The sequence below is a fragment of the Bacillus sp. PAMC28748 genome, from assembly GCF_014250415.1.
GTDB lineage: Bacteria > Bacillota > Bacilli > Bacillales > Bacillaceae > Bacillus > Bacillus licheniformis.
In genome coordinates, this window is record NZ_CP060192.1 from 2,828,180 (window position 1) to 2,841,108 (window position 12,929).

The window sequence follows — 12,929 nt, forward strand, 5'->3', positions numbered from 1 at the left end:
CGTTTTTTTGAGAACAGTTGTGAAACATTTTAGGACATTCTGCGTATAAACTGGTAATTCATTTTTTAAGGGGGATACATATGGAAACGAATTTAGAAACTGAAAAAGTAAAGAATCCGTCATTGCTCGGATTGATTACCCGGCCCGGAGAACAGTTCGAGAGAATGAGAGAAAAGCCGGCTTTCTGGTTTCCGCTTGTCATTGTTTTAATCTTGTCGGTTGCGGGAGCGTATATGCTCAGCGAAAAAACGGCGTTGTCTACCGATTTGTCGGAAATGCCGGATGCTGAAGCATTTCAAGCTGCTATGAAGGGAATCGGCATCATCGGCGGGATCTTCGGCTTTGTGATTGCCTTGCTGATCAGCGCTTTAATTTATTGGCTGATTGTCAAAATCGGAAGAGGAACAACCAATTTTGTTCACATGTTTTCGCTGTCTGTTTTTACATATTTTATTGCGGCTATCGGACAATTCATAGGCGGACTAGTGATCTATTATTCAAATATCGATCCCACGATCGTCGTCACGTCTTTAAACGGCATCATCCCGGCAGACGAGCCGCTCAAATCGGTATTGGGTGTATTTGATATTTTCACGATCTGGTCGCTCTCATTGGTTGCCCTGGGTCTCCAAAAGGTTGGGGGCATCTCCAAAAAAGCGGCTTGGACCGGTGTGATCATTTTATTTGTGATCTCCATTCTGCTCGCTTTAATAGGCGGTATGGCGATCAATTTCTTCGATTCATTTGAAGGAGCAATGTAAATGAAAAAAATATGGATCGGCATCGTCATTGTTGGGGCTGCTGCGCTTTTTATCGGACTCAACCTCTACCGCTCGGTTCAAACGAGCGGAGGGGCTGAAGAAGCGGTTCAAACCGTGAAATTGGAAGAAAAAGAGATTTCTTCTGAAGTCATGGTTCCGGGGACCCTTCAGTTTGCAAACGAACAATACGAATATTTTGAACCTGAAAAAGGAGAAATTGCCGACATCAAAGTAAAAGAAGGCGATAAGGTGAAAAAAGGAGATGTGCTTTTCACCTATACAAATGAAGAAATTCGCCTGGAAAAGGAGCAAAACGCTTTATCCATTCAATCGAAGGATCTCCAGCTTGAACAGGTTAAGCGAAAAATCAGCAGCCTAAAAAGCAAGGAAGACGAGCTGAAGGCTGAGCTCGGAGCGGAAAAAGCCAAGAGGCAAATTGATGAAGAACGGTCACAGCTTGAAATGGAAGAAAAATCGCTCCAGCTTGAACTGAAACAAGCCGACTTGCAAAAGGAAACGCTCGAGAAGAAATCGGCAGCGCTGCAAGTGAAAAGCGGCATTGACGGGACGGTTATTACCGTTGACAAACAAGCCGCTGCAAAGCAATCGGATATTCAAAAGCCGGTTATACATATAGGTAACGAGGACAAGCTTGTCGTTAAAGGCGTGCTCTCAGAGTATGACACATTGAAAGTGAAAAAGGGACAGAACGTGACCATCACGTCGGATGTCATCCAAAATAAAGAGTGGCGTGGAAGGGTATCACAAGTCGGATTGGTTCCCAAAGAAGAGGCGTCTGCAGGTGCTGCGGGAACAAAGGAGCAAGCTGTTCAATATCCGTTTGAAGTCAAAATAAAAGGGGAGCGTCCTAAAGCAAAGTCCGGCTTTAACATGATTCTCAAAATCCAGACGGACAAAAGAATCGTTCAGGCTCTTCCTGAAGATGCCGTCAAGCAGGATGGTGATCAATCATACGTGTTTGCCGTAAGAGACGGCAAGGCAAAACGGATCAATGTCAAAACCGGTGAGAAAGCAGACGGCCTCGTTGAAATTACCGGCGGTCTGACAAACAAGGACCCGGTTATCGCAAACCCGGCCGAGGATATGAAAAGCGGAACGGAAGTGAAGCTTCAATGATTGAGCTTTCCAAAGTGAAAAAAAGCTACCAAATCGGAGGAGAAACCATTGATGTTCTCAGGGAGATCGATATGAAAATCGAGCCGGGAGAATATCTGTCCATCATGGGGCCGTCCGGTTCGGGAAAATCGACGATCATGAACATTATCGGCTGCCTTGACCGCCCGACATCGGGTATTTACAGGCTGGACGGCGAGGATATTTCATCATACGGCGAAAGGGAGCTTGCCGGTGTCAGAAACCGTTTAATCGGTTTTGTTTTTCAGCAGTTTCAGCTTCTGCCGCGCTTGAATGCCATAAAAAATGTGGAGCTTCCGATGATTTACGGCGGCGTTCCAAGAAAGGAGCGGCGGGAGCGGGCTGAACGGGCGCTCGAAAAAGTCGGGCTCAAGGACAGAATGCGCCATATGCCGAACGAGCTTTCCGGCGGGCAAAAACAGCGTGTAGCCATCGCTAGAGCGATCGTCAATGAACCTAAACTGATATTGGCTGATGAACCGACCGGAGCGCTCGATACGAAAACAAGCCGGGACATCATGGAGCAATTCACCGAATTGAATGAGGAAGGAACGACGGTGGTGCTCGTCACACACGAACCTGAAATTGCGGACTATACAAGCCGGACCATCATGGTGAGGGACGGTGTGATCGTCTCGCCGGAAACAGAGCGGAGGGGGACGGTGCAATGAATCTCATCGAAAACTTGAGAATGGCTTTAAGTTCCATCCTTTCCCATAAACTGCGATCGATTTTAACAATGCTTGGAATCATTATTGGTGTAGGCTCCGTTATTGTCGTTGTTGCAGCGGGGCAAGGAGGAGAGCAGATGCTCAAGCAGACGATCAGCGGACCCGGCAACACGGTCGAAATCTATTATCAGCCCAGCAATGAAGAATTAACCGCCAATCCGAACGCCTACTTAGACGCCGGCTTCACCGAAGAAGACATCAGAAGCTTAAAGTCACTCGAAGGCGTGAAACATGTCGTTGCGAAAACAACCGAGTCCATGAATGCCCGCTTCCGGGATGAAAATACGGATGCCGCTGTAAACGGCATTAATGACGGATATATCAGCATCAATTCGATGGAAATCGAAAAGGGAAGAGAATTTTCAGAAGAGGATTACCTTGCTGGAAGCAGGGTCGCCATTATTTCGCCGAAGCTTGCGGAAGAACTGTTTTCTCAGCAGTCGCCTCTCGGCCGTGTCGTATGGATAAATAGCCAGCCTGTTGAAATCATCGGTGTATTGAAAGAAGAAACCGGGCTGCTTGCATTGGGGATGAATGAGATGTATGTTCCATTTTCAATGTTAAAATCGTCCTTCGGCATCAGCGACTATGACTCTGTCTCCGTTCAAGCTGAGTCTGCCGACGATCTGCAGGCCGTCGGGAAGCGGGCTGCAGCGGCCGTCAACAAGAATCACGGCACTTCGGACTCGTACGAAGTGATGAACATGGAGGCCATAGCGGCCGGAATCAGCCAGATTACAACAATTATGACGATGTTCATCGGTTCAATTGCAGGCATTTCTTTACTCGTTGGGGGGATCGGCGTCATGAATATTATGCTGGTGTCGGTCACTGAACGGACGAGGGAAATCGGGATTCGAAAATCGCTTGGTGCAACAAGAGGCCAGATTCTGATGCAATTTTTAATAGAATCGTCTTTAATTACACTGATCGGCGGGGTGTTTGGCATCGGCCTTGGATACGGCGGTGCAGCCCTCGTATCGTTTTTTGCCGGGTGGCCGCCGCTCGTTTCCTGGCAGGTGGTCCTCGGAGGCGTCCTGTTCAGCATGGCGATCGGGATTATCTTTGGACTCATCCCGGCCAATAAAGCGGCCCGCCTTCATCCGATTGATGCATTGAGGTATGAGTAAGATGGTTGAGAAACTTGAAGCAGTTGCAGGAAAAACCCAAATGCACGAATGGTCCATGCCAGTACGTCAGACTATCGACAATATTGAAACCGCCTGAGCAGGCGGTTTTTTTATGGAAAAGCAAATTTGATCAGGCATATGGTGTATGGATGTTCCGGTTAAACATGCCTATATAAAGGGATGCTTGGTGCTTGGTGGCTACATTCCGGCCGAGAAGCCTCTATTAAATCTACTTGGAATATGCATCAGCAGCCGGAGAACGATGGATCGGCATTTCAATTATATTTATATCCATGTTGCGGCCTGTCTTACTATATCAATTTATAGAAAATATTCAGTAATCGGAAACAGGATACAGATTTGCTGTAAAACCTCATGCGGTGAGCATGGGGTTTTATCCTGTGACCTGAATGATGTTTGAAGGAATAGATAATAATAATGTCACATATTTTTGCGGATTTTTATAGTTTATACAGTTTACAAACGGTACATATCACGTTAATATTTTAAAATGTGAAAGATTTTGATGGTTATTGAATGAATTTGAAAGATTTTTGTTGAGTTATGTCGAAAAAGCGTTTACAATGAAATTGTAAGCTTAATGAAGGCGTTTCCAAAAGGGGTGATAATGTGTTGACTCCCGAACGGCATCAGCTGATTATTGACGAGATTGAAAAGCATGATGTCGTGAAAATCCAGTACTTAATGAATTTAACGAACGCATCTGAGTCAACGATCAGAAGAGATTTGTCGACGCTGGAAGCCCGCGGATATTTAAAGCGTGTTCATGGAGGGGCATCAAGGCTTTCCGATATTCGTACGGAGCCTGACATGCTAGAGAAATCATCCAAAAACCTTCATGAAAAGCGAAAAATCGCTCAAGAAGCGGCCTCACTTCTTGAAGAAGGCGATTGTATTTACCTTGATGCCGGAACGACCACATTGCAAATGATCGATTTTATCAATCCAGAGATGGATATTATCGTGGTTACAAATGGAGTCATGCACATTGAGGCACTAGGTAAAAAAGGCATTACTTTTTATTTATTAGGCGGGTATGTGAAGTATAAAACCGGAGCGATCGTAGGCGGTTCGGCTTTATCAGCCATCAGCCAATACCGGTTTGACAAAAGCTTCATCGGCGTCAACGGCATTCATAAGGAAGCGGGGTTCACGACTCCGGATCCTGAAGAAGCGCTTTTGAAAACAAAAGCTGTCAACCAGGCGAAAAAAGCATTTATTTTAGCTGACGTTTCCAAGTTTGGGGAAATTTCATTTTCTGCCTTTGCCGGTTTAGACGAAGCAACTATCATTACAGCAGGATCTGCAAAACATTCATTTGATAACTATCAAGAAAAAACTGTCGTAAAGGTAGTGAAAACATGATATACACTGTAACTCTCAACCCATCGGTCGACTATATTGTTCACGTTGAAGAATTTTCTGTAGGCGGGCTGAATCGTTCAGTCTATGACACGAAATATCCCGGAGGCAAAGGAATCAATGTCTCACGCGTACTGAACAGACACCATGTACCTTCAAAAGTTCTCGGTTTTATCGGCGGTTTTACCGGGGGATATATCAAATCATTTCTCGAAGAAGAGAAGCTTGAAACGGCTTTTCATGAGGTGAATGGCGACACGCGCATCAATGTCAAATTGAAGACCGGGGATGAGACGGAAATCAACGGGCAGGGGCCGGTCATCAGCGAAGAAGATTTCGCGGCCTTTTTAGACCAGTTTTCAGCGATGAAAGAAGGGGACATTGTTGTACTGGCGGGCAGCATTCCTTCATCATTGCCGCAGGACACATATGAAAAGATTGCGGAAAAATGCAAAGAGCAAAATGTCCGGGTTGTCGTTGATATTTCGGGTGAGGCCCTTTTAAAAGCAGCAGAAATGAAGCCGCTTTTAATGAAACCGAACCATCACGAGCTCGGAGAAATGTTTGGAACAACTATCACCTCGGCCGAAGAAGCGGTGCCTTACGGAAAGAAACTCGTTGAACGCGGGGCTGAAAACGCGATCGTTTCCATGGCTGGAGAAGGCGCACTTTTATGTACAAAAGACGGTGTCTACCATGCCAACGTACCTAAAGGAAAGCTCGTAAACTCAGTCGGTGCGGGGGATTCAGTGGTTGCAGGCTTTCTCGCAGGCATTGAAAAACAGCTTGGCATCAAAGAAGCTTTTCGCTTAGGAGTCGCTTCAGGAAGCGCAACTGCCTTTTCAGAGGAGCTGGGAACGGAAGAGCTCGTTCACAAGCTGCTTCCGGAAGTTCAAGTCAAAGCGATATAAAGGAGGAAAGGTTATGAAAATAACTGAGCTACTAACAAAGCATACGATCAAGTTAAACCTTGAGAGCAGCCAGAAAGAAAACGTTATCGAAGAACTCGTCAGCGTTTTGGATCAGGCTGGCAAGTTGAATGATAAAGAAGGCTACAAAGAAGCTGTGATCAACCGCGAGAAACAAAGCTCTACCGGTATCGGCGAAGGCATCGCCATCCCGCATGCGAAAACGGCAAGCGTCAAAGAGCCTGCGATCGCGTTCGGCCGTTCAAAAGGCGGCGTCGATTATGAATCCCTTGACGGCCAGCCAAGCCATCTCGTTTTCATGATCGCCGCTACAGACGGTGCAAATAACACTCACCTCGAAGCATTGTCAAGACTGTCGACTTTGCTTATGAGGGAGGAGATTCGCAAACAGCTGCTTGAAGCTTCATCTGAAGACGAAATCATCGACATCATCAATCAGCATGATAAAGATGATGATGAAGAAGAAGAGCAGGCCGAAGAGGCTCCTGCACCATCAGCAAAAGGAAAAATCCTTGCGGTTACAGCATGCCCGACAGGGATCGCCCACACGTTCATGGCTGCGGATGCTTTGAAAGAAAAAGCGAAAGAGCTTGGGGTTGATATCAAAGTTGAAACGAACGGTTCAAGCGGTATTAAAAATGGTCTGACGGCCCAGGAAATCGAAGATGCCGTTGCGATCATTGTCGCCGCCGACAAGCAGGTTGAAATGGAACGCTTTCAAGGCAAGCATGTCATTGAAGTACCTGTAACAGCAGGTATCAGACGTCCGCAAGAGCTGATTGAGCAGGCGCTGAAACAAGACGCGCCTATCTATCAGGGTAAAGGCGGCGGTGCAACCGCTTCTGAAGACGGAGCTGCCAAAGGAAAAGGCGGCGGTTTCTACAAACACTTGATGAGCGGTGTCAGCAACATGCTGCCGTTCGTCGTCGGGGGCGGGATCTTAGTTGCGATTTCGTTCTTCTGGGGAATTAACGCGACCAAGCCGGGAGATCCGACTTATAATGAGTTCGCTGCTGTATTAAATAATATTGGCGGAACGAATGCACTTGGATTAATTGTCGCTGTATTGGCCGGATTTATCGCGATGAGCATTGCAGATCGTCCGGGATTTGCGCCTGGTATGGTCGGCGGTTTCATGGCGACACAAGCTGGCGCAGGTTTCTTAGGCGGCCTGATTGCCGGTTTCTTAGCTGGTTATATTGTTGTCCTGTTGAAAAAAGTGTTCGCTGGTCTGCCGCAAGTGCTTGACGGTTTAAAACCTGTGCTGCTCTACCCGCTGTTTGGAATATTCTTGACCGGAATCATTATGCAATATGTTGTCAATACGCCTGTCAAGTACATTATGGACGGCATGACACATTGGCTTGAAGGTCTTGGAACAGGAAACCTTGTCGTAATGGGTATTGTTTTAGGCGGTATGATGGCGATTGATATGGGCGGTCCGATCAACAAAGCGGCCTTTACATTCGGTATCGCAATGATTGAAGCTGGAAACTTTGGACCTCACGCAGCCATCATGGCAGGCGGTATGGTGCCTCCGCTTGGAATTGCCCTTGCAACGACTTTCTTTAAAAATAAATTCTCAAAACGGGATCGCGAAGCCGGAATTACCAACTACGTGATGGGCTTGTCATTTATTACTGAAGGTGCGATTCCTTTTGCGGCAGCAGATCCGGCACGCGTCATTCCTGCTTGTATCATCGGGTCAGCAGTTGCCGGCGGTCTGTCTCAATTTTTCCATGTCACACTGCAAGCGCCGCATGGCGGAATATTCGTTCTCTTCTTTACGACGAATCATGCGCTGCTGTATCTCCTCAGCATCTTGATCGGTGCGGTTGTGACAGCTTTGATTCTCGGCGTTTTGAAAAAGCCGGTTCCAACTGAAAAATAAGTGCTGAAAGTGCCACAGTAATCCCTCTCGTGGCACTTTCTTTTTTACTGTTTTTGCCGGAAGTGAGCGCGGGGATTATGTATTCAGCGGGAACTTGTGATAAAGTATAGGAAAGCTTTTATTTTGGCATGTATGCTGTGACAGACTGTTTTTAGGAGGAAGCGTTTTGACTGAAGAAAAATCCACCAATAAGAAAAACTCTCTCTTTGAATGGGTAAAAGCCATTATTATTGCAGTCGTTCTGGCGTTATTGATCAGGGCATTTTTATTCGAACCGTATTTAGTGGAAGGTACGTCGATGGACCCGACGCTGCACGACGGAGAGCGGCTGTTCGTCTATAAAACGGTTAGATACGTAGGCGAATTTAAGCGGGGAGATATCGTCATTATCGACGGCGACGAAAAGAATGTCCATTATGTAAAGCGCTTGATCGGCCTGCCGGGAGATACCGTGCAAATGAAAGATGACACGCTGTACATAAACGGGAAGAAGGTGTCGGAGCCGTATCTTTCGGAAAACAGAAAAGAGGCGGAAGCAGTCGGCGTCAAGCTGACGGGCGACTTTGGCCCTGTGAAGGTTCCCGAAGGCAAGTATTTCGTGATGGGAGACAATCGCCAGAGGTCAATGGACAGCCGGAACGGCCTCGGACTGATTGATAAAAAACGAGTGGCCGGAACTTCGCAATTTGTGTTTTTCCCGTTTAACGAAATCCGAAAAACAGACTGAAAAATGCCTGATGTCCATTTGGACAATCAGGCATTTTTGCTTGATTTATGCGGATAATGATGCCAGCACTGCGATAAACAGTACGGTAACGAACACAGAGGCCATAATCAGAAGAACGCTGTACAAGATTCTGATTTCCGCGGCTTCTTTTCCCCGTTTTGACAGCATTCGTTTCGCCGCGATATGAACGAACACGTAAATCATGGCAATCCCGATGTAAAGCCCCAGATCCCGTGCTGTAAAGCCGGTTATGGCAAGATAGACCCCTGCAAAAAAAATAAACATGCAGTATTCCGTCAAAGTGATAAGCTTCATGGTTTCCTCCGTCTAACGATCCGAGTTTTCTTCAAATATCACCTTTTTATAATATATCTTTTGGAGCCATCCCACAAGGAGGCCGAAGCCGATCAGCAGACAGGAAAATATAAAAAAGTCAGCGGTCCACATATCAAACCCTTTGAAAAGCCCGATAGACATCGTAGAAATCACCATGGCCACTGACGCGAAAAGCGCTTGGCGCGGCCTCGAATTAATCCATCTGATGATATCAGGGTCATCTTTCAATTTCATTATTCCTTCCCCCATTCTTCATTAATTGTAACATATTGTCACAAAGAAAGTGGAAATAAGCGTTTTTTTGATATATTTTTCTTTCAAACTTTATCGTAAAAAAGCAAAGCATTTCTCTTGCGGAATTTTCGTGTTATACTCATTTTAATGAAGTATAGATGGAGGATATTAAATGATAGCTGTTCAAAATGTCAGCTTGCGGTTTGCAGACCGGAAGCTGTTTGAAGATGTAAATATTAAGTTTGCGCCCGGAAACTGCTACGGATTGATCGGAGCAAACGGCGCCGGAAAGTCCACTTTTTTAAAAATATTGTCTGGCGAAATTGAGCCTCAGACAGGCGAAGTCCATATGAGTCCTGGCGAACGTCTTGCCGTCCTGAAGCAGAACCACTTTGAGTATGAAGAGCATGAAGTGTTGAAAGTCGTGATCATGGGACATAGACGACTTTATGAAGTCATGCAGGAAAAAGACGCGATTTACATGAAACCTGATTTTTCAGATGAAGACGGAATCCGCGCCGCGGAGCTTGAAGGCGAATTCGCCGAGCTGAACGGCTGGGAAGCCGAAGGGGAAGCCGCGATCTTATTAAAAGGACTCGGCATTCCTGAAGAACTTCATACGAAGAAAATGGCAGATTTGGGCGGCTCTGAAAAGGTGAAGGTCCTTCTTGCACAGGCCCTGTTCGGAAAACCCGACGTCCTTCTTCTCGATGAGCCGACCAACCACTTGGATATTCAGGCGATCCAATGGCTAGAAGAGTTTTTAATCAATTTTGAGAATACGGTTATCGTCGTATCGCATGACCGCCACTTTTTAAATAAAGTATGTACGCATATTGCCGACCTGGATTTTAACAAGATTCAAATTTATGTCGGAAACTATGATTTCTGGTATGAATCAAGCCAGCTTGCGCTTAAAATGGCTCAGGAAGCCAATAAGAAAAAAGAGGAGCAGATCAAACAGCTCCAAGAGTTCGTCGCCAGATTCAGCGCCAACGCCTCAAAATCGAAGCAGGCGACATCGAGAAAAAAACTGCTTGAAAAAATTACGCTTGACGATATTAAGCCTTCATCTCGCAAGTATCCGTATGTACATTTCGCACCTGAACGCGAAATTGGAAACGATGTGCTTGTTGTCAAAGACCTGTCGAAAACGATCGACGGCGTCAAGGTGCTTGACTCTGTCAGCTTTATGATGAATAAAGAGGATAAAATCGCCTTTACAGGCCGGAACGAGCTAGCCGCTACAACGCTCTTTAAAATCCTTGCCGGGGAAATGGAGCCTGACAGCGGATCGTTTAAATGGGGCGTCACTACATCCCAAGCGTTTTTCCCGAAAGACAACAGCGAGTATTTTGAAAACAGCGATTTAAACCTTGTCGACTGGCTCCGCCAATTTTCGCCGCATGACCAAAGTGAAAGCTTCCTGCGCGGATTTTTAGGCCGGATGCTGTTCTCCGGAGAAGAAGTGCTGAAAAAAGCAAGCGTTTTGTCAGGGGGAGAAAAAGTCCGCTGCATGCTGTCGAAAATGATGCTGTCCGGCGCCAATGTGCTGATGCTTGATGAGCCGACAAACCATTTGGACCTCGAGTCCATTACAGCGCTGAATAACGGTTTAATCAGCTTTAAAGGCGCCATGCTGTTTACATCTCATGACCATCAGTTTGTCCAAACAATCGCCAACCGGATCATCGAGATCACGCCAAACGGAATCGTCGATAAACAAATGAGCTACGACGAGTTTTTGGAAGACAAAACGGTTCAGGACAAGCTTGCTGAACTTTACGCGTAATGATAGAAAACCCGCCTTAAAAAGCGGGTTTTTTTTATAAAAAGGAGATGGTTGCTGTGTCATGCCGAAAGGCTCTTGAGCAATATATTCAAGCAACAAACACACATGAGTTTGAGAATGTCAAAGCCCTCCTTGACCCCGGCGCTGTGTACTGGTTTTCGGATCAAACGTGCTCGGGCTTTGAGGAGATTCAGCGTTATTTTGAAAACGCCTGGAAGCAAATCGAAAATGAAGTATACAGCGCCGGTCATGTCAGCTGGATCACGGAAACGGACGAACAGGCCGTCTGTCTTTATACATACGAATGGAAAGGGTTATATAGGGGCGAACCGGTTCAAGGGGCAGGCCGTGCGACAAACGTATTTGTAAAGGACGAGTCAGGACGCTGGAAACTGAAGCATGAACATTTAAGCAGTTTGCCCAAGCGATGAGGCGGCGGAGCATGGACCTGATTTTCAGCTGTTACAGCCGCCATGCATGTACAGGGAAGTTTAGGATTGCGGGCGGCATGCGGACACGATATAAAAGGACCTCAGAAGTTTTCTGAGGTCTTTTTTTGCGGAAGGCTTTATATCGCCCAGTTGCCGTTTCTGAATATCGGCTCTCTTTTTCCGTCAGCAGTGATTCCGTCTATATTCATTTCTCCTGAACCGATCATAAAGTCAACATGTGTGATGCTTTCGTTTAATCCTTCTTTCGCCAGCTCCTCGCGCGACATCTGTTTTCCGCCTTCGATGTTGAATGCGTATGCACTGCCGATCGCGAGGTGGTTTGAGGCATTTTCATCAAACAGTGTGTTGTAAAACAGAATATTGGACTTGGAAATCGGCGAATCGTGGGCAACAAGCGCAATTTCGCCTAAGTAGTGTGAACCCTCATCCGTTTCGATCAGCTCTTTTAAAATTTCTTCGCCTTGTTCAGCTTTGACATCCGTAATCCGTCCGTTTTTAAATGTCAGTGTAAAGCCGTCGATTAAATTGCCGCCGTAGCTTAACGGCTTCGTGCTTGAAACGGTGCCGTTCACCCCGTCTTTTTTCGGAGCAGTGAATACTTCCTCTGTCGGCATATTGGCCATGAACTCGACGCCGTTTTCGTTTGTGCTTCCGGCGCCGACCCACAGATGCTTCTCGGGAAGCTCGATCGTCAAATCTGTTCCCTTTGCTTGGTAATGAAGGGCGTGATAATGCTTGTCGTTTAAGACGCTTACTTTATCGCGCAAGGTTTGATCGTGATCTTTCCACGCTTGAACGGGATCTTCACGGTCGACGCGGGTCGTTTTGAAAATCTCATTCCATAGCTTTTGCACGGCTGTCTCTTCATCTGCCTCAGGGAATACTTTTTTCGCCCAGGCCGGCGAAGGCGCTGCGACGACAGTCCAGCTGACTTTATCCGATTGAATCATTTGCCTGTATGTATGCATCGCTTTTCCGGCGGCTTTCTGCTGTGCGGAGATTTTTTTGGAATCGATGCCTTTCAAAAGATCAGGACTTGAAGAGACAATGGAAATAAAAGCAGCGCCTTCTTTGGCGAGCGTCTCAAGCCCCTTTGCTTCCCATTCAGGGAACTCTTCAAAGGCTTCCGCAGGAGCCAGCTCGTATTTCAGCCTTGTGACCTCATCATCCTGCCAGCGGACCGTCACGTTTTTCGCCCCTCTTTGATAGGCGCTTTTGACGAGGAGCCGTGCAAAATCGCGTACTTCTGTTGACGCGTTGATGACGACTTGCTGTCCTTTTTGAACGTTTACGCCGACTTCGGCCACAAGCTTTGCATATTTGCTCAGTTTATCAGTAAACGAATTCATTGGCAAAACCTCCTTTATTGTCCATAACATCATATCAAATATTTGATTGAAAAGAAAAA

13 protein-coding genes are annotated in these 12,929 nt (G+C 46.4%); 10 read left to right on the forward strand and 3 right to left on the reverse strand.

What is annotated here, in order from left to right:
• Nucleotides 1-80: 80 nt before the first annotated feature.
• From H7F26_RS14575 to lepB, 8 genes are all read left to right on the forward strand, one after another.
• A complete protein-coding gene (locus H7F26_RS14575; protein WP_009328579.1) occupies nucleotides 81-761 on the forward strand; it encodes a YknW family membrane protein in 681 nt (226 codons plus the stop codon).
• On the forward strand, nucleotides 762-1,898 hold the full coding sequence (locus tag H7F26_RS14580; protein WP_003181350.1) for an efflux RND transporter periplasmic adaptor subunit: 1,137 nt from the start codon (nucleotides 762-764) through the stop codon (nucleotides 1,896-1,898).
• Entirely contained in the window at nucleotides 1,895-2,587 is a 693-nt protein-coding gene (locus tag H7F26_RS14585) for an ABC transporter ATP-binding protein (RefSeq protein WP_003181352.1), read from the forward strand. Before H7F26_RS14580 ends, H7F26_RS14585 begins: the two co-directional genes overlap by 4 nt.
• Nucleotides 2,584-3,777, forward strand: coding sequence for an ABC transporter permease (locus H7F26_RS14590; RefSeq protein WP_003181354.1), 1,194 nt, complete (start codon nucleotides 2,584-2,586; stop codon nucleotides 3,775-3,777). The genes H7F26_RS14585 and H7F26_RS14590 overlap by 4 nt, the downstream gene beginning before the upstream one ends.
• A 630-nt stretch (nucleotides 3,778-4,407) precedes the next feature.
• Entirely contained in the window at nucleotides 4,408-5,163 is a 756-nt protein-coding gene (locus tag H7F26_RS14595; protein ID WP_003181356.1) for a DeoR/GlpR family DNA-binding transcription regulator, read from the forward strand.
• On the forward strand, nucleotides 5,160-6,071 hold the full coding sequence (gene pfkB / locus H7F26_RS14600) for a 1-phosphofructokinase (RefSeq protein ID WP_003181358.1): 912 nt from the start codon (nucleotides 5,160-5,162) through the stop codon (nucleotides 6,069-6,071). The genes H7F26_RS14595 and pfkB overlap by 4 nt, the downstream gene beginning before the upstream one ends.
• Before the next feature lie 13 nt (nucleotides 6,072-6,084).
• The gene (locus tag H7F26_RS14605; RefSeq protein WP_009328577.1) at nucleotides 6,085-7,980 is read left to right on the forward strand and encodes a PTS fructose transporter subunit IIABC; all 1,896 of its coding nucleotides are present in this window, start codon (nucleotides 6,085-6,087) and stop codon (nucleotides 7,978-7,980) included.
• A 166-nt stretch (nucleotides 7,981-8,146) separates the two neighbouring features.
• The gene (gene lepB, locus H7F26_RS14610) at nucleotides 8,147-8,707 is read left to right on the forward strand and encodes a signal peptidase I (protein ID WP_003181363.1); all 561 of its coding nucleotides are present in this window, start codon (nucleotides 8,147-8,149) and stop codon (nucleotides 8,705-8,707) included.
• A 45-nt stretch (nucleotides 8,708-8,752) separates the two neighbouring features.
• Here the strand turns inward: lepB and H7F26_RS14615 are convergent, their stop codons facing one another.
• On the reverse strand, nucleotides 8,753-9,022 hold the full coding sequence (locus tag H7F26_RS14615) for a hypothetical protein (RefSeq protein WP_003181365.1): 270 nt from the start codon (nucleotides 9,020-9,022) through the stop codon (nucleotides 8,753-8,755).
• A gap of 12 nt (nucleotides 9,023-9,034) precedes the next feature.
• Entirely contained in the window at nucleotides 9,035-9,277 is a 243-nt protein-coding gene (locus tag H7F26_RS14620) for a hypothetical protein (RefSeq protein ID WP_003181367.1), read from the reverse strand.
• Nucleotides 9,278-9,449: 172 nt separating this feature from the next.
• On the opposite strand from H7F26_RS14620, the gene H7F26_RS14625 reads away from it, so the two are divergent.
• Nucleotides 9,450-11,069, forward strand: a complete 1,620-nt coding sequence (locus H7F26_RS14625) for an ABC-F family ATP-binding cassette domain-containing protein (RefSeq protein ID WP_003181369.1) — start codon at nucleotides 9,450-9,452, stop codon at nucleotides 11,067-11,069.
• Nucleotides 11,070-11,125: 56 nt separating this feature from the next.
• Entirely contained in the window at nucleotides 11,126-11,500 is a 375-nt protein-coding gene (locus H7F26_RS14630; RefSeq protein WP_003181373.1) for a YybH family protein, read from the forward strand.
• Nucleotides 11,501-11,637: 137 nt separating this feature from the next.
• On the opposite strand, the gene H7F26_RS14635 is transcribed toward H7F26_RS14630, so the two are convergent.
• Nucleotides 11,638-12,870 carry an aminopeptidase gene (locus tag H7F26_RS14635; protein WP_003181374.1) on the reverse strand — a complete coding sequence of 411 codons (1,233 nt, stop codon included), beginning with the start codon at nucleotides 12,868-12,870 and terminating at the stop codon, nucleotides 11,638-11,640.
• Nucleotides 12,871-12,929 lie beyond the last annotated feature (59 nt).